Origin of the sequence: Massilia niastensis DSM 21313, assembly GCF_000382345.1 — a bacterium.
In the GTDB taxonomy this organism is placed as follows: Bacteria; Pseudomonadota; Gammaproteobacteria; order Burkholderiales; family Burkholderiaceae_D; genus Telluria; species Telluria niastensis.
Genome location: NZ_KB908076.1, coordinates 19,088 through 38,829 on the forward strand (window position 1 = coordinate 19,088; position 19,742 = coordinate 38,829).

Sequence of the window (19,742 nt, forward strand, 5' to 3'; positions counted from 1 at the left end):
GCGGTCAGGCGGCCGCGAAGTGCGGCAGCACGAACTCCGCCAGTTCATCCATGATCTCGTCGTAGGGCTGGCGGCTGACCTTGGGATTCAGGGCCATGTGCGACACGCCCGCCCGGCGCAGCCGCTCCAGGTAGTCGAGCAGGCCGTTGCGGCCGGCCCGGAAACCGCCCGGGATGCGTTCGAAGGGCGTGTCGGGATCGGCGCTCAGGTCGAAATAGCCGCCCGCGCCGAGCGGCTTGTACACGCCTTCGCCGGCGGCGGCGGCCACCAGCGCGCGCCATTGCGCGCCCTGCGCCACCACCCGCTGCGGATCGGGAACGAAGGCGAGATAGCCGTCCAGGTTCCCGGCCAGCCATTCCATGCTCTGCTGCGCCTGGCCGACCGCGATCGCCGGCACCCGCCCGAACGGCGGCTGCGGCACCAGGTCGACCACGCCATGCGCCTCGCCGAAGCGGGGAGAGCGGTACACCGGATAGCGGACCTCGGTCACCTGGCGCAGCACCGCGTAGGCGTCGCGATAGCGCTCGCCCCGGGTCTCGTAGTCGACGCCGAACATCGGGTAGTCGCTGACCCGGTCGCCCGAGGACAGTCCCAGCACCAGGCGTCCGCCGCTGAGGTGGTCGATCGAGGTGGCCTGCTTGGCCAGGACGAGCGGCTCGCGGGTCGGCAGCACGATGCCGGTGGTGCCGAGCACGATGCTGCTGGTGGCCGCCGCCAGGTAGGAGATGTAGACCAGCGGCTCGAAGATCTGGGCCACGTCGCCGTAGTGCGGATCGTAGAAGGGGATGTCGCGCATCCAGAGCGCGCCGAATCCCAGTTCCTCGGCGCGCCGGGCCATCCGCACATGGTCGCGCATGGTCGGCGCTGGGCGGCCCGGATGGGTCTCGAGCGGCAGGATCAGGCCGACGCTCAGCGCGTCCGGCTGGAACAGGCGCTGGAAGCCGGGATGGGCCGCCAGCGGGGAAGGCGGGACCGGGGTGGCGCTGGTCTGGAGCGGGGCTTCTGCGACGAGGGTGCTCATGGTGGGACTCCGTTGGGGTTGGTGAGTCCAGTATCATTGAAGCCCATGCGCGGATAAATCCCCGCCGGCGCCCATGATCCGGTCTCGTCGGGACCCAATCCTCCATTTCTTTGCCCTTACTGCAAGATTCCCCGGCATCAGGCATACTGGCAGGATTCACAAAACATCCACTGGAGCACACATGACCATTCAGATCGGCGACCGCCTGCCGGAAGGCACCCTGGCAGAATTCATCGAGACCGAAACCGCCGGCTGCACGCTGGGCCCGAACACCTTCCAGGTGACCGACCTGGTCAAGGGCAAGAAGATCGTGATCTTCGGCCTGCCGGGCGCCTACACCCCGACCTGCTCGGCCCAGCACGTGCCGGGTTACGTCAAGAACGCCGAGGAGCTCAAGGCCAAGGGTGTCGACGAGATCTGGTGCATTTCCGTCAACGACGCCTTCGTGATGGGCGCCTGGGGCCGCGACCAGAAAGCCACCGGCACCGTGCGCATGATGGCCGACGGTAACGCCGCCTACAGCAAGGCGCTGGGCCTGGACGCCGACTTTTCCAAGCACGGCATGGGCACCCGCTCGAAGCGCTACTCGATGCTGGTCGAAGACGGCGTCGTCAAGCAGCTGAACGTGGAAGCCGCCGGCTTCGACGTCTCGAGCGCCGAGAAGATGCTGGCCCAGCTGGGCTGATCCACCCCGCGTCCCTGCCAACGGCGCTGCGGCGCCGTTTTTTACTGACATGATCATCAATACCGAAACCCCGGACCAGCCCGAGATCCGGGCCATGCTGGACAAGCTCGACGCCTACTGCGCCGCGCTCTATCCGGCCGAGAGCAACCACCTGATGGACATCGCGTCGCTCCTCGGCGGCGACGTGCTGTTCCTGGTGGCGCGCGACGTCGACGGCAGCGCGGTCGGCTGCGCGGCCCTGGTCAACCGCGGCGGCTACGGCGAGATCAAGCGCATGATGGTGGACGAGGCGCGGCGCGGCCAGGGCGCCGGGCGCAAGCTGCTGGAGCACCTGGCGATGTTTGCGCGGATGTCCGGCCTGCACGCACTGAAGCTGGAAACCGGGATCCACCAGCCGGAAGCGATCGCCCTGTACGGGCGCTTCGGCTTCACCCGCTGCGACCCCTTCGGCGATTACCAGCCTGACCCCCTCAGCCTGTTCATGGAAAAACGCCTGTGAAGACCTCGGGCAGGAACATGCACAGCATCTACGCGATGCTGGTCGCGGTCTTCATGTTCGCCCTGATGGACACGGCGATGAAGCTGCTGTCCGCCCGCTACCCGGCGATCCAGGTGGCGGCGCTGCGCTCGCTCAGCTCCCTGCCGCTGGTGGCGGCCTATGTCGCCTGGCGCGGCGCCTTCAAGGGCATCTTCCAGGTGCGCTGGTCGATGCAGGTGCTGCGCGCCGTGCTCGGCATCCTGATGCTGGCCACCTTCGCCTTCGGCCTGAAGAAGCTGACCCTGGCCGAAGCCTATTCGATCTTCTTCATCGCGCCGGCCCTGATCACGGCCATGTCGGTGCTGTTCCTGAAGGAGCGCGTCAACCCGGCGCGCTGGACCGCGATCGGCGTCGGCCTGTGCGGCGTGCTGGTGGTGCTGCGGCCAAGCGGCGCCGGCTTCCTCACCATCGGCGGGCTGGCGATCCTCGCTTCGGCCGCCTGCTATGCGGTGTCGGCGATCACGGCGCGCATCCTGGCGCGCACCGACCGCAGCGAGCACCTGGTGTTCTGGCTGATGCTGATGATGGCGATCGGCGCCAGCGCCATGGCGGCCCCGAACTGGGTGGCCATGGGCATGGCCGACCTGCCGCTGCTGTGCGGGCTGGCGCTGAGCGGCTTCATCGGCCAGCTGGCGATCACCGAAGCCTTCACCAAGGGCGAGGCCTCGAGCGTGGCGCCGTTCGAGTATTCGGCGCTGGCCTGGGGCGTGGGCCTGGACTGGCTGCTGTGGCGCGCGCTGCCCGACGGCTTCACCCTGCTGGGCGCGGCGATCATCATCGGCAGCGGCCTGTACCTGATCCGTCACGAGAAAGAGCACGTCGAATCCGAGCACCCTTAGCGGCATTCAGGGTCAGGTCTGACATTCGGACACCGAGCGAGCACCTTTGCTCTATCTCAAAATGCTGGTTCGTTTATTCCAAACTCGTCAATGCTCGGTTCGTATCTGCCACCGAAATCCGCGCATTACGGCGAACGTCGGAAAGAGGAAAAAATTCTTGGCATGCTTAAAGCCGTTCTGGGATTTCGCAAGGGTTGTGCGTCCATGTCCGAATGACAGACCTGACCCCGAACGTCACATGGTTAGTAGTCCGCCAACTCGTGGCGTGCTCGCCACCGGGCGGGGAGGGCCTCAGCGCCAATACAGGCGCTGGGCTATAATCGGCTGATGCTGAAACAACGAACCATCAAAGAACTGGTCCGCACCACCGGTGTCGGGCTGCACTCGGGGCGCAAGGTCGAGCTGACCCTGCGGCCGGCCGCGCCCGACACGGGCATCGTGTTCCGCCGCGTCGACATGGATCCGATCGTCGCCATCCCGAGCAGCGCCGAGGTCGTGGGCGATACCCGCATGGCCTCGGTCCTGATCAAGGAGCAGGCGCGCGTCTCCACCGTCGAGCACATCATGTCCGCCTGCGCGGGCCTGGGCATCGACAACCTGGTGGTCGACGTGACGGCCGAGGAAATCCCGATCATGGACGGCTCGGCCTCCTCGTTCGTGTTCCTGCTGCAGCAGGCCGGCGTGGAAGAGCAGCCGGCGCCGCGCAAGTTCATCCGCGTGCTGAAGGACGTCGAAGTACGCCAGGGCACCGGCGCGGCCGAGAAGTGGGCGCGCCTGTCGCCCTACGACGGCTTCAAGCTCGACTTCTTCATCGAATTCAACCACCCGGCGGTGGACGGCACCATGCAGCGCGCCACCGTCGACTTCGGCGCCATCAACTACGTGCGCGACGTGGCGCGTGCGCGCACCTTCGGCTTCATGCAGGACGTCGAAAGCCTGCGCGGCATGGGCCTGGCGCGCGGCGGCTCGCTCGAGAACGCGATCGTGATGGACGAGTACCGCATCCTGAATGCGGACGGCCTGCGCTACGAGGACGAATTCGTGCGCCACAAGATCCTCGATGCGATCGGCGACCTGTACCTGGTGGGGCACCCGCTGCTGGCCGGCTACACGGCGCACAAGTCGGGGCATGCACTGAACAACGACCTGCTGCGCGCGCTGCTGGCGCAGCCGGATGCGTACGAGATCGTCACCTTCGATTCGGCGGATAACGCGCCGCTGTCGTATTCGGGGCAGGTGGCGCGGGAGTGGGCGCTGAGCTGATGGCCGGTTCCGCAGGCTGCGCGGATCCGGGTTCAGCCAGCAGGCCGCTTACCTTCTCTTGGCCGCCAGGGCCCTGAGCGCCGCCACCAGATCCCTGTTCTGCGCCGTTTCCTCCAGCGACCCGGCCAGTTCCTCGAACGCCTGCACCGCCACCGGCGGCAGTTCCAGGGTGCGTATTTCCGGCTTGTCCGGCAGCGCGCGCGTCACCTGGACCTTCAGGCGGATCGATTCCACCTGCCAGCCGCGCCCCTGCAAGGTGATCTGCAGCTTCGGCAGCATCTGCTTCAGCCTGGCCGCCAGCGCCGAACTCGGCACGGCCAGCACCAGGGCGCCCTCCTGGAACGACAAGACATCGCAATTGCTGAACATCGACGGCAGCGCCGCCGCGCAGTCCGATTGCAGGCGCGCCATGCGGGTCGCGGCCGGCAGCAGGCCGGCCATCCGGTCGTTGGTGCGCAGGAAGTCCGTGGCGACGAAGGAGGTCTGCCGCGACTTGGTCCCGAAGATGTGGAAGGGACGTTTGGGGGTAGAGGACTGCATGACCCGCAACATACCACAGCACACATGGTTTGCAATGCTTGCCTGGCAACGGGTGCGATTTGATAACATTCCGTAGTGCAAGACTCTTGTGTTCCGTTCCCTTGACCCCAAGTGTGGCCAGAACGCATGATAAAATCAGTAGCTTTTTGCCATAGGCGGTCTTCGGTGCTTATCTATCTGATATCATCCGGGCTCTTTTTTGCGGCGTATTTTTCTAGAACACAGCATGTCATTCCTGACCCAGATTTTCGGCAGCCGTAATCAGCGACTGCTCAAGCAATATCAAAAAACCGTGCGTCAGATCAACGCGCTCGAGCCGCAGATGGAGACGCTGTCCGACGCTGAACTCCAGGGCAAGACGCCTGAGTTCAAGGACCGCCTGGCCAAGGGCGAAACCCTGGATGACATCCTGCCGGAAGCGTTCGCCGTCTGCCGCGAAGCCGCCAAGCGCGTGCTGAAGATGCGCCACTTCGATGTGCAGCTGATCGGCGGCATGGTCCTGCACCAGGGCAAGATCGCCGAGATGGGCACGGGCGAGGGCAAGACCCTGATGGCAACCCTGCCGGTCTACCTGAACGGCCTGTCCGGCAAGGGCGTGCACGTCATTACCGTCAACGATTACCTGGCCCAGCGCGACGCCGAGTCCATGGGCCGCCTGTACGGCTGGCTCGGCCTGAGCACGGGCGTGAACCTGTCCCAGCTCGATCACGACAGCAAGCAGAAGGCCTACGCCTCCGACATCACCTACGGCACCAACAACGAATTCGGTTTCGACTACCTGCGCGACAACATGGTGTACGAGGCGCGCGAACGCGTGCAGCGCAGCCTGAACTTCGCCGTGGTCGACGAGGTCGACTCGATCCTGATCGACGAAGCGCGTACCCCGCTGATCATTTCCGGCCAGGCCGAGAACCACACCGACCTGTACCAGCGCCTGAACGCGGTCCCGCCGCAGCTGACCCTGCAGATCGGCGAGGAGACCCCGGACGGCAAGGGCAAGATCGAAGTCCCGGGCGACTACATCAAGGACGAGAAGGCGCACACCGTGCTGCTGACCGAGGCCGGCCACGAGAAGGCCGAAGGCATCCTGACCCAGATGGGCCTGCTGCCGGAAGGCGCCTCGCTGTACGACGCCGCCAACATCACCCTGATCCACCACCTGTATGCGGCGCTGCGCGCCCACGTCCTGTACCACAAGGACCAGCACTACGTGGTGCAGAACAACGAGGTGGTGATCGTCGACGAATTCACCGGCCGCCTGATGACGGGCCGCCGCTGGTCCGACGGCCTGCACCAGGCGGTCGAGTCCAAGGAAGGCGTGCGCATCCAGAACGAGAACCAGACCCTGGCCTCGATCACCTTCCAGAACTACTTCCGCATGTACGCAAAGCTGGCCGGCATGACCGGTACGGCCGACACCGAAGCCTACGAATTCCAGGAGATCTACGGCCTGGAAACCGTCGTGGTGCCGCCGAACCGTCCGTCGCAGCGCAAGGACCGCCAGGACCAGGTCTACAAGACCTCGGAAGAGAAGTACAACGCGATGCTCACCGACATCCGCGACTGCTACGAACGCGGCCAGCCGGTACTGGTCGGCACCACCTCGATCGAGAACTCGGAACTGCTGTCGGGTATCCTGACCAAGGCCGACCTGCCGCACAACGTGCTGAACGCCAAGCAGCACGCCCGCGAAGCGGAGATCATCGCCCAGGCCGGCCGTCCGAAGATGATCACCATCGCCACCAACATGGCGGGCCGTGGTACCGACATCGTGCTGGGCGGTAACGTCGAGAAGCAGATCCAGATCATCGAAGCCGATGCCAACCTGGCCGACGCCGACAAGGCGGCCCAGTCCCGGAAGCTGCACGACGAATGGCAGTCGCTGCACGACCACGTGGTCGGGGCCGGCGGCCTGCACATCATCGGCACCGAGCGCCACGAATCGCGCCGGGTCGACAACCAGCTGCGCGGCCGTTCGGGCCGCCAGGGCGACCCGGGTTCCTCGCGCTTCTACCTGTGCCTGGACGATCCGCTGCTGCGCATCTTCGCCGGCGACCGCGTGCGCGCGATCATGGACCGCCTGAAGATGCCGGAAGGCGAACCGATCGAGGCCGGCATCGTGTCCCGCTCGATCGAATCGGCGCAGCGCAAGGTCGAGGCCCGCAACTTCGACATCCGCAAGCAGCTGCTCGAGTACGACGACGTCGCCAACGACCAGCGCAAGGTGATCTACACCCAGCGTAACGAACTGCTGGAGTCGGTCGACATCTCCGAGATGATCGCCTCGCTGCGCAGCGGCGTGTTCACCGACGTGGTGCGCACCCATGTGCCGGCCGAGTCGGTGGAGGAACAGTGGGACATCAAGGCGCTGGAATCGACCCTGGCGTCCGAATGGAGCCTGGAGGTGCCGCTGCAGCAGATGCTGCAGGACGAGCCGAACCTGAACGACGACGACCTCCTGGAGCGCGTGCTGGCCGCGGCCGAGGCCTCCTACGAGGCGAAGGTTGGCATCGTCGGCAAGGAATCGTTCGGCGGCTTCGAGCGCAACGTCATGCTGCAGAGCGTGGACACCCACTGGCGCGAGCACCTCGCGGCGCTCGACCACCTGCGCCAGGGCATCCACCTGCGCGGCTATGCGCAGAAGAACCCGAAGCAGGAGTACAAGCGCGAAGCGTTCGAACTGTTCGGCAACATGCTGGACATGATCAAGAACGAAGTGATCCGCACCGTGATGACCGTGCGCATCCAGACCCGCGAGGAAGTCGAGGCGGCCGAAGCCGCCATGGCGGCCCAGGCGACCCACCTGGAAAACATCAACTACCAGCACGCCGACTTCAACCCGTCGGCCGCGCCGGAAGAGCTGCTCAATCCGAATCCGGTGTCGGGCGGCGCCGCGCCGGTGGCCGCCGAGGACCACAACACCTACATGGGCATGAAGGTCGGCCGCAACGATCCTTGCCCTTGCGGCAGCGGCAAGAAGTTCAAGCAGTGCCACGGCAAGCTGGCGTAAGCCTTCTGCACAGCCAGGAAAACGGCCGGAGCGATCCGGCCGTTTTTTTTACGCCTGGACGCGCATCACTGCACCGGCGTCATGCACTTGGGACCGTAGATCGCGATCAGCGCATGGTTCTCGAGCTTCATCAGGCTGCCCAGCATGTCGATCGAGGCCAGCTGGAGTTCGTCCAGCAGCACCATGACGGCGGACAGGTCGGCGCCATTGCGCACCCGGTCGACGATGATGGCGCCGATCGCATGCAGGCGTTCGTGGGCGCCGTCCGAGCGCTGGAAATCGGGCAGGTAGGCCAGCGCCTGGCCGTCGCCGCGGTACCAGCGGCCGATCGCGCACTTGCTGCTGGACAGGATCGGGTGGTCGGCCAGCATGCGCGACGGCGCATCCGGCGGCAGCATCGCGGAACGCACCGCGAAGCTCACCATCCGCTTGCGCCACTGGATATGGTCCATGATCGCCATGTGGATGGTGCCGACCGCCATCGACACCGGGCAGCCGGTGAACTGGCTCTGTCCCATCAGGTCCTGCAGCCCCAGCGGGCGGCTGATCAGGTAGCCCTGCACCTTGGAAGCGCCCGCCTCGAGCAGGAAGTGGTATTGCGCCTCCTTCTCGACGCCCTCGGCCACCAGGTCGATGTCGAGTTCGTGCGCCAGCCGGATCGCCGAGCGCACGATATGGGCGCTCTTCTCGGATTCCAGCATGCGCCCGATCAGGCCCTGGTCGATCTTGATGGTCGAGAACGGCCAGCGGGAGAGGGTGTCGACCGAGGAGTAGCCGGTGCCGAAATCGTCCATCGCCAGCCCCAGGCCGGCGTCGCGCAGGTGCTGGACGTTTTCCTGGACCTGCTTGCCGCTTTGCAGCGCCTCGTTCTCGGTGATCTCGACTTCCAGCTGCTCCGGCTTGACGCCGGTGGCGCCGATCTCGTCGAGGATCATGCCGACCAGGTGGTCGTCGCGGAAGTCGCTGGCCGTCGCATTGAAGGAGACCGGGCAGTAGGGCGTCTTGCCCAGGGTCTCCATGTCGTTGAACAGCAGCGGCACGATGTGCGAGGTGATCTTCGGGAGCAGCCCGGCGCGTTCGGCGACGCCGATGAAGGCGCCAGGCGGCACCATCGAGCCATCGGGATGCCGCCAGCGCAACAGGGCTTCGCAGCCTTCGACGCCGGGGTGCCGCAGCGAGAACTTCGGCTGGTAGAACAGGCAGAACTGGTGTTCGCCCAGGGCTGTTTCAATTTCCTGTGGAGTGACCATGATGATGCACCTCGCGGAAGGCGATACCTTCACGTTAGGTGAGGATAAAAAAATGTCAAGAAACCATGGGTAACAATTGGTATCGACAAGGTCCGGATGCCGGGTGCAGAGGGGCGGCAGCGGGTGTGGGTGTTTCATTTTTAACACAGCCGGAATTGCCCCGGCATTGAAAAACTGCTACTGTCGCGCCCTTTGCCACTGTCATCTTTTCTTTCCGGAGTTCCCATGCGTTCGAAACTCGCGCTCCTTGCCGCGTCGCTGTGTGTTGCCACCACCTGCCAGGCCTCCCTGCTGATCAATGGAGGAGCCGAAACAGGGACGCTGGCGGGCTGGACGATCGGCGGCGAGTCGAACCCGAGGATCGACGATGGCAGCTTCGATCCCGGCATCGATCCGCACAGCGGCGACTTCATGTTCCTCGGACATCGCGGCGCGTTCGGGACGCTGACCCAGAACGTGGCCCTGGCGGGGGCCGGCAGCGCCCGCCAGCTGCGCGTGTCGTTCTGGGAGCAGGGCCTAAACCAGGGCAAGCCGAGCGACAACGGCTATGTCTCGCTGACCTACCGCGCCAGTGACGGCAGCGTGATCGGCACTGCGCTCACCAGCGTCATCGACGCCCATCGCGGCGTGTGGAAGCAGTACGAGGGCTTCTTCGATGTGCCCCTGAGCGCGTTCTCGGTCGACTACACCATGCACTTCGTGCGCCATTTCGGCCGCGACCTGGATGCCTTCTTCGACGACAACGAACTGGACCTGGTCGGCCAGGCGCCGGAGCCCGGCACGCTGGCCACGCTCTCCCTGGGAGCGCTGGCGATGGCCATGATGCGCAGGCGGCGCCACGCCGGCGCGGCGCGCTGACCGGCGCGCCGCCAATGCGGCTCGCATCGGCGGCGGCTGGCGGTACAATAGCGGATTCGAACATTTTTCCAACGAGATCGCCATGGCCGTCAATTCCCCCCTGCCCGTCGCAGCCGACCTGAAACCCGTGAACGGCATTGACATCGGCTTCGCAGAAGCCGGCATCAAGAAGCCCAACCGCAAGGACCTGCTGGTCATGAAGCTGGCCGAAGGCGCCACGGTGTCGGGCGTGTTCACGCTGAACCGCTTCTGCGCCGCGCCGGTCCAGGTCAGCAAGGCCAACCTCGAGGCGGCCAAGGGCGGCGGCGCGCCGATCCGCGCGCTGGTGATCAATACCGGCAACGCCAACGCGGGCACCGGCGAGCCGGGCCTGGCCAACGCCCAGGCCACCTGCGCCGAAGTGGCGCGCCTGCTCGGCCTCGACGCGCAGCAGGTGCTGCCGTTTTCCACCGGCGTGATCCTCGAGCCGCTGCCGCTCCAGAAGATCGTCGCCGGCCTGCCGGCCGCGGTCGCCAACCTGAAGGCGGACAACTGGTTCAACGCCGCCGAGGCGATCATGACCACCGACACCCAGCCGAAGGCGGCCTCGCGCAGCGTCACCATCGGCGGCCACACGGTCACCCTGACCGGCATCAGCAAGGGCGCCGGCATGATCAAGCCGAACATGGCGACCATGCTCGGCTACGTGGCATTCGACGCCAGGGTGGCCCAGCCGGTGCTGGACGAACTCGTGAAGCACGCCGCCGACCACTCGTTCAACAGCATCACCATCGACGGCGACACCTCGACCAACGATTCCTTCATGCTGATCGCCACCGGCGCCGGCAGCCTGCAGATCGACGCCGCCAGCGGCGCCGACTACGAAGCCCTGAAGGAAGCCGTGACCGAGATCTCGCGCAACCTGGCGCAGCAGATCATCCGCGACGGCGAAGGCGCGACCAAGTTCATGACCATCACCGTGGAGCAGGGCCGCGACCTGGCCGAATGCCGCAAGATCGCCTACGCGATCGCGCACTCGCCGCTGGTCAAGACCGCCTTCTTCGCTTCCGACCCGAACCTGGGCCGCATCCTGGCGGCGGTCGGCTACGCCGGCGTGGACGACCTCGATGTCACCAAGCTCGACCTGTACCTGGACGACGTCTGGGTCGCCAAGAGCGGCGGCCGCAATCCGGACTACAAGGAAGAAGACGGCCAGCGCGTGATGAAGCAGTCCGAGATCACGGTGCGCGTCACCCTGGCGCGCGGCGAGGCCGCCGCCACGGTCTGGACCTGCGACCTGTCGCACGACTACGTGTCGATCAACGCCGACTACCGTTCCTGACCGATGACGCAACTGGAACAGTTCCTGCACCGCGCCGAAGCCCTGCTGGCGCGGGTGGAGGGGATGCTGCCGCCGCCGACGCCGCGCGAGCCCGACTGGAAGCGCAGCTTCGCCTTCCGCTGGCGCAAGCGCCCGAGCGGCGGGGGCAAGTACCTGCAGCCGGTGCTGCACGCCTCGACCATCCGCTTCGACGACCTGCACCACGTCGAGCTGCAAAAGCGCCAGATCGAGCAGAACACGCGCCAGTTCGTGGCGCGCCGCCCGGCCAACAACGTGCTGCTGACCGGCGCGCGCGGCACCGGCAAGTCGTCCCTGATCAAGGCTTGCCTGAACGGCTTTGCCGACCAGGGCCTGCGCCTGATCGAAGTCGACAAGGAGGACCTGTCCGACCTGCCCGACATCGTCGACCTGGTGGCCGGCCGGCCCGAGCGCTTCGTGATCTTCTGCGACGACCTGTCGTTCGAGGAAGGGGAGGCGGGCTACAAGGCGCTCAAGGTGGCGCTCGACGGCAGCATCACGGCGCAGTCGGACAACGTGCTGATCTACGCCACCTCGAACCGGCGCCACCTGATGCCCGAGAAAATGTCGGACAACGCCAGCTACCGCCATGGCGAGGACGGCGACCTGCACCCGGGCGAGACGGTCGAGGAAAAGATCTCGCTGTCGGAGCGCTTCGGCCTGTGGCTGTCGTTCTACCCGTTCCGCCAGGACGACTACCTCGAGATCGTCGGCCACTGGCTGGCCAGCTTCGGCTGCACCCCCGAGCAGGCCCTGGCCGCGCGCACCGAGGCCCTGCAATGGGCGCTGCAGCGCGGCTCGCGCTCGGGCCGGGTGGCCTGGCAGTTCGCGAAGGACTATGCCGGCAGGCTGCCGGACGGTGAAACGCATGCCTGAAGCGATCCACATCCGGCCGGACGCGGCCCGGCCCATCGACGTCGCGGTCGGCATCCTGATGCGTCCCGACGGCGACGTGCTGCTCGGCCAGCGCCCCGCGGGCAAGCCCTATGCCGGCTACTGGGAATTCCCGGGCGGGAAGGTCGAGCCGGGCGAGGACATCTTCGTGGCGCTGCAGCGCGAGTTCGTGGAGGAGCTCGGCATCGAGGTCCTCAGCGGCGAGCCCTGGTGCTGCGTCGAGCACGTGTACGAGCACGCCCACGTGCGCCTGTACTTCTATATCTGCCGCGCATGGCGCGGCGAACCGCAAAGCCTGGAAGGCCAGGCCTTCGCGTGGCAGGGCGCGTTCGGCGTGAGCCCGCTGCTGCCGGCCACCATCCCGCTGCTCGAATGGCTCGACCGGGTGCGCTACGCGCAGCCCAGTTAAAGCAGTAGCGTGGGCGGCTATGCCGCCCACGCGTCCAACTACAGAATGCGTTGCCACGACGCGCCTGTGATTTGAACGCGTGGGCGGGAAACCCGCCCACCCTACAAGCCTAGGTATGCAGCAGCCGCCCGCCGCCGAACGACCAGTTCTCCCAGCTGGTCTCCTTGAAGACCAGCATCACGTTCTCGGGATCCAGCCCCGCGCCGCGCAGCTTCGCCATCATCTCGTCGAGGAATTTCTTCTTCACCTTGACGCTGCGTCCGACCGACCACAGCACCTCGACCAGCACGAAGTCCCCGTTGCGCGGCGCATGCAGGTCGGGATAGTCCGCGTCGAAGCGGAAATCGGCGGCGTCGAGTTCCAGCACGCGCTGGAATTTGTCGGTGGGCGGCACGCCGACCGCCACCAGCGCATGGTGGACAGCGTCGAGCACGGCCGTCTTGAAGGCCTCGGTCTTGGGTTTGCGGACGGTGAGGGTGACGAGGGGCATGGCCTTCCTTTCGCAGATGAGGACTCGGGAACAGTGTAGCGCGTCGGGCGTCCAGCCGCCGCCGGCCTAGGAGCGCCCCGGCCCCGCGCCGCCCCGCCGTTCGCGCTCGCGTTCGCGCGCTTCGCCCCAGCCGCGCAGCCAGCGCGTCAGCCAGCGGTCCAGCTTGTTGCAGGCGTATTCGCCGGCGGCATTGCATCCGAGGTCGCACAGGCAGTTGCGGGCGCGCGGGGAGCCGCCGCATCCGCCGTCGCAGGGCAGGAGGTCGCATTCGCCGCGCTGGCGATACAGGACCGGATTGCGCGCCGCCGCCAGCGCGCGGTGGGTCTCGCCGCAGCGCCGCAGGCGCCGGCGCAGCAGCGGCAGGCCAAGCGCGATCCCGTTGCGCGCGATGGCGCGATGGCCGAAGGCCGAGCAGCCGTCAGCGCCGGTGGCGGCCCGGTAGGCGCAGGAAAAACCCTTGCGGGGGGATAGGTGGCGCTGGTACAGGCGGATCGCCCGCAGCGCCAGGCGCGCGGTAAAGGAAGGACCCGCGCGCATCAGGGCGTCATTGCCCGGAAGGCGGGACGTCTTGCGGATCGGTCGGTGGGCCGCCGGGGATCGTGTACTTCTCTTCGGCCCAGGCGCCCAGGTCGATCTGCTTGCAGCGCTCGGAGCAGAACGGGCGGAATTTGTTTTCCGCGGTCCATTCGACCTTCTTGCCGCAGGTGGGACAGGAAACGACAGTCATCGACAATTAATATAAAAAATTAAAAATTACACAGGGTCAGGTCGAAGGGCACGTCGACTTCCAGGGGCTTCGGCTTCAGGTCGCCGCCCTGGGTGGTGAAGCGTACCCACAGCATGTACTTGTTGGCCGAAATCTCTGGGATCACGCCCTGCGAGTCGTCGAGGGTGAGGCGCAGCATCTGGTATACCTTGCCCTGCAACATCTGCTGGTAGCTGCCCGAGACGGCGATCATCTTGACCGGACCGCCGGAGTCGCGCAGCAGGCGCAGCACCAGCGACAGCGCATCGAACAGCGGCGCCAGCGGCGCGAACCAGGTCATGATGTCGGCATGGCGCTGTTCGGCCGGACGCCGCTGCCAGGCATAGTATGAGGGAAGATCGAATTCGCAGGCGCCGCCCGGGATGATGGTGCGGCCGCGGATGCTCATCAGCCATTCGTTGTCGCGCACGTTCTGGCCGGTCTTGCCCTGGCTCGCCACCAGGGCGCTGCTGACCTGGTCCAGTTCGCCCAGCACGGCGTCGAGCATCTCGGCGGCGACCGCCGGGTTGCTGCGATAGGCCAGCAGGCTCTGCTTCTGGCGCTCGAGTTCCTGCAGCAGGTCCGATTTCAGGTCGGCGCGGCCAGCCACTTCGAGCATGTCGAAGATCGTGGCCAGGGCCACGTGGTGCTGCATCGGGTGTTCCTGATGAACAAAGAACTTGAATTTCTCGTACAGGTCCTCCAGCCGCAACAACGTGCGAATCCGCTCGTTGAAAGGATATTCGTAGACGATCAAAATGACATTCCTCTGAATGTAGGCTGGGGAGCAACTCCGTGATTCTGAACCATGCTGCGCAAAATTACAAACGCTGCATCACTCTTGTTTGTCACGATCTGTCGCTTTGGCAATATATAGGGCGTGAAGGCGCTCGACCTGGGGCCGCAGCGCCTCCAGCCCATCGTCGTTGACGATCACGTCGTCGGCCGCCGCCAGCCTTTGCGCGCGCGTCACCTGGGTCGCCATGATGGCGCGCACCTGGTCGGCCGCCAGGGCGCTGCGGGTCATGACGCGCGCCACCTGGGTCTCCTCGGAGCAGTCGATGGCCAGCACGCGGCTGACCCGCTCGCGCCACGTTCCCGATTCAATCAGGAGGGGCACCACGAAGATCACGTAGGGTCCGGTGGCGATCGCCGCGGCGGCGGCGGTGGCGTCGCGGATGCGCGGGTGCAGGATGGCTTCCAGCCGGGCGCGCGCGCCGGCGTCGGAGAACACCAGGGCGCGCATCTTCGCGCGGTCGAGCGCCCCGTCGGGGGTGGCGAAATCGGCGCCGAATTCGGCCAGCAGGGCCGGCATCGCGGCGCCGTGCGGCGCGGTGAGGGAGTGCGCGATCAGGTCGGTGTCGACGATCGAGGCGCCCAGTGCGGCGAACATGTCGGCCACGGTGCTCTTGCCGCAGCCGATGCCGCCGGTGAGGCCGATGGAGAATGCCAGTTGCGGCCGGGTCGCCATGTCAGGCGGCCAGCAGGTTCTGGGTGAAGCGGCCCAGCTGCTCGCCCCAGACCAGGGCGATCAGTCCGGCCGCGGCCAGGTAGGGACCGAAGGGAATCGGCTTGTCGCGGCCGCGTTTGGCGAACACGATCAGGCTGATGCCGACGATCGCGCCGACCACCGAGGACAGCAGGATCACGGTCGGCAGCATCGCCCAGCCCAGCCAGGCGCCGAGGGCCGCCAGCAGCTTGAAGTCGCCGTAGCCCATGCCTTCCTTGCCGGTGACGAGCTTGAACAGCCAGTAGACCGCCCACAGCACCAGGTAGCCGGCGGCGGCGCCGATCACGGCGTCCTGCAGCGGCACGAAGGTGCCGTTCAGGTTGACCAGCAGGCCGGCCCACAGCAGCGGATAGGTCAGGTCGTCCGGCAGCAGCTGGGTGTCGAAGTCGATGAAGGTCATCGCGATCAGCAGGAAGGCGAACAGCAGGGTCGCCAGGCCCATGACGCCGCTGCCGAAGGTCCAGACCAGCAGGCCCGCGACGATGGCGGTGAACAGCTCGACGGCCGGATAGCGCACCGGGATCGGCGCCTTGCAGGAGCGGCACTTGCCGCGCAGGACCAGCCAGCTGATGACCGGGATATTCTCCATGGCCGTGATCTGGTGGCCGCAGTGCGGGCAGGCCGACCTCGGCACCATCAGGTTGAAGCGTCCGGTGTGGGGCGGCTCCCTGCCGCTTTCCTGCGCCACGTAGTTGTCGGACTCGAGCTGCATCATCTTCGGGATCCGGTAGATGACCACGTTCAGGAAGCTGCCGACGAGCAGTCCGAACAGGGCGGCGACCAGGGCGGCGCCGAGGGTGGCCGGGGGCGCAAACAGGAATGATTCCACAGGCATGTTGAGTCCGTTAATAAGTGATTCCTTACATCAACCTTATTGTAGGGGTTTTCCGTCATTTGGCGAAGCCTGGCGGGACCTGCGCGCCCCGATTGTGGCGGATCATGGGCGCCCGGCGGCGCGCGGCTACGCTGGAGGATGGCTGACTGACGAGGTCCACCATGGCGGCGCCGATCTTCACCTTCCTCAACCATGCATGTTTCATGGTGCGCACCGGGCATGCGCTGCTGCTGGCCGATCCCTGGATCGAGGGCAGCGCGCACGACGACGCCTGGCGCCTGCTCGACGAATCGACCAGCAGCGCCGCGCTGATCGCGGAGCTGAACGGGTGCGGCCTGCCGGTATTCGTCTGGTGCTCCAGCGCCCGGCCGGACCGCCTGCCCACGGCCTTCCTGCGCCGTTTCCGCTCCGAGTTCCGCGGCATCGCCACCTTTCTCTACCGGCAGGGGCGCGACTGGGCGCTGGTCGAGGAGCTGCGCCGCCACCGGCTGGCCGTGGCCGAATGCGCGGACGGGCAGCCGGTGGCGCTGGCGGGCGACCTGCGCATCACGGCGTTCTCCGGCGCCGGGGAGGCGTATTTCCTGCTCCGGTGCGGGCGGCGCAGCATCCTGTGTACGGGAGAGCGGGCGCTGGCCGGGCGCGCCGCATGCAGCGCCGCCCATGAGCGCCTGGTGCGCGCGGCGCCGCGCATCGACCTGCTCCTGACCGGCTTTGCCCCGATGGACTGGTGCGGCAACCCCGACCAGCCGCTGCCGCGCGAAAGCGCAGCCGCGCGCGGCATCGACAGGCTGGCAGTCCAGGCCGAGGTATTCGATCCGCGCCTGATCGTGCCGATCGCCTCGTTCGCCCGCTTCGGCCGCGCCGACAACGGCTGGCTGAATGAAGGACGCCGCAGTCCGGCCGCGGTGGCGGAGGCACCGCGCCTGGACGCCTGGCGCGGCGTCCTGCGCTTTTTGCAGCCGGGCGCGCAGATCGACCTCGAACGCGACAGCGCCGCCAGCCTGGCCAGCCAGGGCGAGCAGGCGCTGGCGCACTGGATGCACTGCTGGAGCGCCAGTCCGGCGCCGCTGCCGCGTCCGCCGCAGGCGCCGCTGGCGGAGCTGAAGAATGCCTTCCTGAAGTACCGCCTGCGCGTGGGCGGCGCCCTGCATGGCCTGCCGCGCCTCCTGGAAATGCTGCGCCTGCTGCGTCCCCTGGTGCTGCACCTGCCTGACCTGCGCCAGATCGTGGAGTTGTCATACCGGCATGGCCTGCGCACCCTTGCACGCGACGCGCCTGCGCACCTGGCGATGTGTTCGGGCACCGCGCTCTGCCTGTTGCGCAGCGACCAGGGTTTCGAGTCGACCCATGCGGGAGGATGTTTCTGGGTGGTGCGTGCCAACGGGCTCACGGTGTTCGGGCGCTTCTTCCTGCCGCAACGCATGGCGCGCCGCGGCCAGGACCGGCGCCGGCCGCTGGCGATGGGCGGCGTCCTGTTGCGCGCGCTGCTGGGAAAGCTGGCGCGCGGCCTGCGCTAGCGCCCGATCTGCCGGTGATGGATCTCGATCGTCGAGTGCACGATTTCCTCGTGCACCGACAGCCGCTGGCGCAGCTGCGTGGCCGTGAGGTCGGGGTCGCGCGTCACGACGCTCAGGGCGCAGGAATACGACTGCCGGCCGACGCGCCAGACGTGCAGGTCCGCGATCCGGGTGCAAGCGTCGCCTTCCACCACTTCGCGGATTTCCTCGACCACCGGGGCGTCCATTTCGCGGTCCAGCAATACCTTGCCGGTCTCGACGATCAGCTTCCTTGCCCATACGGCGACCAGGACCGCGCCGACGATGCCCATGAACGGGTCGAGCCAGGTCCAGCCAAGCAGCCAGCCGCCCGCCAGGGCGGCGACGGCGAGCAGCGAGGTCGCCGCATCGGCGACCACGTGCACATAGGCCGCCTTGAGGTTCAGGTCGTGGTGATGCTCGCCATGCGCCTCGCCGGCGTGAGGGTGGTGATGGTGATGGTGATCGTGCCCATGGTGCCCATGGTGGCCATGGTGGTCGTGGTGGTGGGCCTTGCCGAGGATGAGCGCGCAGACGACGTTCACGGCCAGGCCGAGCACCGCGATGACGATGGCTTCCCGATAATGGATGGGCTGCGGCGAGAAGATGCGCTCCACGGAGCTGAACGCCATCAGCCCCGCGATACCCAGCAGGAAGACGGCGCTGGTGTAGCCGGCCAGGATCTCGATTTTCCAGGTGCCGAAGGCGAAGCGCGTGTCGCGGGCATATTTGCGGGCCGCGGAATAGGCGAAGGCGCTCAGGCCGATGGCCAGGGCGTGGGAGCTCATGTGCCAGCCGTCGGCCAGCAGGGCCATCGAATTGAACAGCCAGCCGGTGGCGATTTCGACGGTCATCATGACCGCGGTGATCCACATGACCAGGCGCGTACCCCGTTCGGCCGCCTGGTTGCTGGTGTCGAACACGTGCTCGTGGGTCCAGCCCGAGATCGTGTCGTCGAGTCGTTCGGTATTGCTCATGCGTTTCCTATGTCGTCAGGTTGGGTATCAGAGATCCAGCGTCAGGCAGCCGTCCCGGGCACGTGAACAGCATGGCGCGAACACGTCGTTGCGCGCGCGTTCTGCAGGGCTCAGGCAGTGGTCGCGGTGTTCCGGCCGGCCGGCGAGGACGCCGGTCAGGCAGGTTCCGCACACGCCCTGGCGGCAGGCATGCCGGATGCGCACGCCGCCGGCCAGCAGCGCATCGAGCGCGCTTTCTCCGGATCCAACCTGGATGATACGGCCACTGCGCGCGAGGCGCAGCGCGAACGGTTCGCCGCCGGCCTGCGGCGTGGCGCCCGCGAACACTTCGCGGTGCAGCTGGGCGTCGTCCCAGCCGGCGGCGCGCGCGGCGCCAAGCACCGCATCCATGAAGCCGGCCGGGCCGCAGGCATAGACATGGACGCCGGGCTCCGGGGCGGCCAGCAGCGCGGAGAGTTCGCGCCGCGCGCCGCCGAAGTGCAGGCGCACCCGGCCGGCAAAGGGCGAGGCCAGCAGGCGCGCCACGAAGGCGGCGCGCTCGCGCGAACGGGCGACATAGTGCAGCTCGAAGTCGGCGCCGCTGCTCGCCAGCTGCTCGGCCATGCCGAGGATGGGCGTGATGCCGATGCCGCCGGCGAACAGCAGCGAGCGCCGCGCCGATGGGCACAGGGGAAAATGGTTGCGCGGGACACCCACTTCGAGCAGGTCGCCTGCCTGCACCTGTTCGTGCATCGCGCGCGAGCCGCCGCGCGAGTCCTGGGTGTGCAGTACGCAGATCACGTAGCGATGCCGCTCGCGCGGGTGGTTGCACAGCGAATACTGGCGCACCAGGCCGGGTGCGACGTGCACGTCGATATGGGCGCCGGCCTCGAAGCGGGGCAGGCGCCCGCCCGTGGGCGCGACCAGTTCGAAGGAACAGATGTCGCTGGCCTCGGCCGTCTTGCGCGCCACGCGCAGGCGCAGGCGCGCCGACTGCCGGCGCAGCTGGCGCTCGCGGCCGCGCG

The 19,742-nt window shown here is 67.0% G+C and carries 21 protein-coding genes; 10 read left to right on the forward strand and 11 right to left on the reverse strand.

What is annotated here, in order from left to right; translation table 11 throughout:
* Positions 1 to 4: 4 nt before the first annotated feature.
* Positions 5 to 1,021 (reverse strand): LLM class oxidoreductase, encoded by a 1,017-nt coding sequence (locus tag H162_RS0100090; protein WP_020651397.1) that lies wholly within the window; start codon positions 1,019 to 1,021, stop codon positions 5 to 7.
* A 181-nt stretch (positions 1,022 to 1,202) separates the two neighbouring features.
* Between H162_RS0100090 and H162_RS0100095 the strand changes: the two genes are divergently transcribed.
* The 4 genes from H162_RS0100095 to lpxC all read left to right on the forward strand — a co-directional run bounded on the left by H162_RS0100095 (position 1,203) and on the right by lpxC (position 4,346).
* On the forward strand, positions 1,203 to 1,706 hold the full coding sequence (locus H162_RS0100095; RefSeq protein ID WP_020651398.1) for a peroxiredoxin: 504 nt from the start codon (positions 1,203 to 1,205) through the stop codon (positions 1,704 to 1,706).
* Positions 1,707 to 1,755: 49 nt separating this feature from the next.
* A complete protein-coding gene (locus H162_RS0100100; RefSeq protein WP_020651399.1) occupies positions 1,756 to 2,205 on the forward strand; it encodes a GNAT family N-acetyltransferase in 450 nt (149 codons plus the stop codon).
* Between the two features lie 17 nt (positions 2,206 to 2,222).
* Complete coding sequence (locus tag H162_RS0100105) at positions 2,223 to 3,083, forward strand: DMT family transporter (protein ID WP_026354056.1); 861 nt, start codon at positions 2,223 to 2,225, stop codon at positions 3,081 to 3,083.
* A 327-nt stretch (positions 3,084 to 3,410) separates the two neighbouring features.
* On the forward strand, positions 3,411 to 4,346 hold the full coding sequence (lpxC, locus tag H162_RS0100110) for a UDP-3-O-acyl-N-acetylglucosamine deacetylase (RefSeq protein WP_020651401.1): 936 nt from the start codon (positions 3,411 to 3,413) through the stop codon (positions 4,344 to 4,346).
* Between the two features lie 48 nt (positions 4,347 to 4,394).
* On the opposite strand, the gene H162_RS0100115 is transcribed toward lpxC, so the two are convergent.
* Positions 4,395 to 4,886, reverse strand: a complete 492-nt coding sequence (locus tag H162_RS0100115) for a DciA family protein (RefSeq protein WP_040785997.1) — start codon at positions 4,884 to 4,886, stop codon at positions 4,395 to 4,397.
* 226 nt (positions 4,887 to 5,112) lie between these two features.
* Between H162_RS0100115 and secA the strand changes: the two genes are divergently transcribed.
* Entirely contained in the window at positions 5,113 to 7,896 is a 2,784-nt protein-coding gene (gene secA / locus H162_RS0100120; RefSeq protein ID WP_020651403.1) for a preprotein translocase subunit SecA, read from the forward strand.
* 65 nt (positions 7,897 to 7,961) lie between these two features.
* On the opposite strand, the gene H162_RS32440 is transcribed toward secA, so the two are convergent.
* Positions 7,962 to 9,146: an EAL domain-containing protein gene (locus tag H162_RS32440; RefSeq protein ID WP_020651404.1), complete on the reverse strand. Its 1,185-nt coding sequence runs from the start codon at positions 9,144 to 9,146 to the stop codon at positions 7,962 to 7,964.
* Between the two features lie 225 nt (positions 9,147 to 9,371).
* On the opposite strand from H162_RS32440, the gene H162_RS0100130 reads away from it, so the two are divergent.
* From H162_RS0100130 to H162_RS0100145, 4 genes are all read left to right on the forward strand, one after another.
* Positions 9,372 to 10,004, forward strand: coding sequence for a PEP-CTERM sorting domain-containing protein (locus H162_RS0100130; RefSeq protein WP_020651405.1), 633 nt, complete (start codon positions 9,372 to 9,374; stop codon positions 10,002 to 10,004).
* Between the two features lie 82 nt (positions 10,005 to 10,086).
* Positions 10,087 to 11,325 carry a bifunctional glutamate N-acetyltransferase/amino-acid acetyltransferase ArgJ gene (gene argJ, locus H162_RS0100135; protein ID WP_020651406.1) on the forward strand — a complete coding sequence of 413 codons (1,239 nt, stop codon included), beginning with the start codon at positions 10,087 to 10,089 and terminating at the stop codon, positions 11,323 to 11,325.
* A gap of 3 nt (positions 11,326 to 11,328) precedes the next feature.
* Positions 11,329 to 12,219 carry an ATP-binding protein gene (locus tag H162_RS0100140; RefSeq protein WP_020651407.1) on the forward strand — a complete coding sequence of 297 codons (891 nt, stop codon included), beginning with the start codon at positions 11,329 to 11,331 and terminating at the stop codon, positions 12,217 to 12,219.
* The gene (locus H162_RS0100145; protein ID WP_020651408.1) at positions 12,212 to 12,646 is read left to right on the forward strand and encodes an NUDIX domain-containing protein; all 435 of its coding nucleotides are present in this window, start codon (positions 12,212 to 12,214) and stop codon (positions 12,644 to 12,646) included. Before H162_RS0100140 ends, H162_RS0100145 begins: the two co-directional genes overlap by 8 nt.
* Positions 12,647 to 12,755: 109 nt before the next feature.
* Here H162_RS0100145 and H162_RS0100150 read toward each other — a convergent pair whose 3' ends face one another.
* The 6 genes from H162_RS0100150 to H162_RS0100175 form a co-directional block, all read right to left on the reverse strand.
* Positions 12,756 to 13,136 carry a tautomerase family protein gene (locus H162_RS0100150; RefSeq protein WP_020651409.1) on the reverse strand — a complete coding sequence of 127 codons (381 nt, stop codon included), beginning with the start codon at positions 13,134 to 13,136 and terminating at the stop codon, positions 12,756 to 12,758.
* Between the two features lie 66 nt (positions 13,137 to 13,202).
* Positions 13,203 to 13,673 carry a membrane protein insertion efficiency factor YidD gene (gene yidD, locus H162_RS32445; protein ID WP_020651410.1) on the reverse strand — a complete coding sequence of 157 codons (471 nt, stop codon included), beginning with the start codon at positions 13,671 to 13,673 and terminating at the stop codon, positions 13,203 to 13,205.
* A 7-nt stretch (positions 13,674 to 13,680) separates the two neighbouring features.
* Positions 13,681 to 13,863: a DNA gyrase inhibitor YacG gene (yacG, locus tag H162_RS0100160; protein WP_020651411.1), complete on the reverse strand. Its 183-nt coding sequence runs from the start codon at positions 13,861 to 13,863 to the stop codon at positions 13,681 to 13,683.
* Positions 13,864 to 13,882: 19 nt separating this feature from the next.
* Positions 13,883 to 14,638 (reverse strand): cell division protein ZapD, encoded by a 756-nt coding sequence (gene zapD / locus H162_RS0100165; RefSeq protein ID WP_020651412.1) that lies wholly within the window; start codon positions 14,636 to 14,638, stop codon positions 13,883 to 13,885.
* Positions 14,639 to 14,716: 78 nt separating this feature from the next.
* On the reverse strand, positions 14,717 to 15,352 hold the full coding sequence (gene coaE / locus H162_RS0100170; protein WP_020651413.1) for a dephospho-CoA kinase: 636 nt from the start codon (positions 15,350 to 15,352) through the stop codon (positions 14,717 to 14,719).
* Between the two features lies 1 nt (position 15,353).
* Positions 15,354 to 16,226, reverse strand: a complete 873-nt coding sequence (locus tag H162_RS0100175) for a prepilin peptidase (RefSeq protein WP_020651414.1) — start codon at positions 16,224 to 16,226, stop codon at positions 15,354 to 15,356.
* A gap of 161 nt (positions 16,227 to 16,387) precedes the next feature.
* Between H162_RS0100175 and H162_RS0100180 the strand changes: the two genes are divergently transcribed.
* Positions 16,388 to 17,743 (forward strand): hypothetical protein, encoded by a 1,356-nt coding sequence (locus tag H162_RS0100180; RefSeq protein ID WP_020651415.1) that lies wholly within the window; start codon positions 16,388 to 16,390, stop codon positions 17,741 to 17,743.
* Here H162_RS0100180 and dmeF read toward each other — a convergent pair.
* Both dmeF and H162_RS35105 read right to left on the reverse strand, forming a co-directional pair.
* Entirely contained in the window at positions 17,740 to 18,738 is a 999-nt protein-coding gene (gene dmeF / locus H162_RS0100185) for a CDF family Co(II)/Ni(II) efflux transporter DmeF (protein ID WP_020651416.1), read from the reverse strand. The two genes, H162_RS0100180 and dmeF, sit on opposite strands and share 4 nt — an antisense overlap.
* A gap of 27 nt (positions 18,739 to 18,765) precedes the next feature.
* A complete protein-coding gene (locus H162_RS35105) occupies positions 18,766 to 19,722 on the reverse strand; it encodes a PDR/VanB family oxidoreductase (protein ID WP_026354059.1) in 957 nt (318 codons plus the stop codon).
* Positions 19,723 to 19,742 lie beyond the last annotated feature (20 nt).

Bases quoted from the DNA above. Each gene is read 5' to 3' on its own strand.
- H162_RS0100090 (WP_020651397.1), bottom strand. From the start codon at position 1,021: ATGAGCACCCTCGTCGCAGAAGCCCCGCTCCAGACCAGCGCCACCCCG.
- H162_RS0100095 (WP_020651398.1), top strand. From the start codon at position 1,203: ATGACCATTCAGATCGGCGACCGCCTGCCGGAAGGCACCCTGGCAGAA.
- H162_RS0100100 (WP_020651399.1), top strand. From the start codon at position 1,756: ATGATCATCAATACCGAAACCCCGGACCAGCCCGAGATCCGGGCCATG.
- H162_RS0100105 (WP_026354056.1), top strand. From the start codon at position 2,223: ATGCACAGCATCTACGCGATGCTGGTCGCGGTCTTCATGTTCGCCCTG.
- lpxC (WP_020651401.1), top strand. From the start codon at position 3,411: ATGCTGAAACAACGAACCATCAAAGAACTGGTCCGCACCACCGGTGTC.
- H162_RS0100115 (WP_040785997.1), bottom strand. From the start codon at position 4,886: ATGCAGTCCTCTACCCCCAAACGTCCCTTCCACATCTTCGGGACCAAG.
- secA (WP_020651403.1), top strand. From the start codon at position 5,113: ATGTCATTCCTGACCCAGATTTTCGGCAGCCGTAATCAGCGACTGCTC.
- H162_RS32440 (WP_020651404.1), bottom strand. From the start codon at position 9,146: ATGGTCACTCCACAGGAAATTGAAACAGCCCTGGGCGAACACCAGTTC.
- H162_RS0100130 (WP_020651405.1), top strand. From the start codon at position 9,372: ATGCGTTCGAAACTCGCGCTCCTTGCCGCGTCGCTGTGTGTTGCCACC.
- argJ (WP_020651406.1), top strand. From the start codon at position 10,087: ATGGCCGTCAATTCCCCCCTGCCCGTCGCAGCCGACCTGAAACCCGTG.
- H162_RS0100140 (WP_020651407.1), top strand. From the start codon at position 11,329: ATGACGCAACTGGAACAGTTCCTGCACCGCGCCGAAGCCCTGCTGGCG.
- H162_RS0100145 (WP_020651408.1), top strand. From the start codon at position 12,212: ATGCCTGAAGCGATCCACATCCGGCCGGACGCGGCCCGGCCCATCGAC.
- H162_RS0100150 (WP_020651409.1), bottom strand. From the start codon at position 13,136: ATGCCCCTCGTCACCCTCACCGTCCGCAAACCCAAGACCGAGGCCTTC.
- yidD (WP_020651410.1), bottom strand. From the start codon at position 13,673: ATGCGCGCGGGTCCTTCCTTTACCGCGCGCCTGGCGCTGCGGGCGATC.
- yacG (WP_020651411.1), bottom strand. From the start codon at position 13,863: ATGACTGTCGTTTCCTGTCCCACCTGCGGCAAGAAGGTCGAATGGACC.
- coaE (WP_020651413.1), bottom strand. From the start codon at position 15,352: ATGGCGACCCGGCCGCAACTGGCATTCTCCATCGGCCTCACCGGCGGC.
- H162_RS0100175 (WP_020651414.1), bottom strand. From the start codon at position 16,226: ATGCCTGTGGAATCATTCCTGTTTGCGCCCCCGGCCACCCTCGGCGCC.
- H162_RS0100180 (WP_020651415.1), top strand. From the start codon at position 16,388: ATGGCGGCGCCGATCTTCACCTTCCTCAACCATGCATGTTTCATGGTG.
- dmeF (WP_020651416.1), bottom strand. From the start codon at position 18,738: ATGAGCAATACCGAACGACTCGACGACACGATCTCGGGCTGGACCCAC.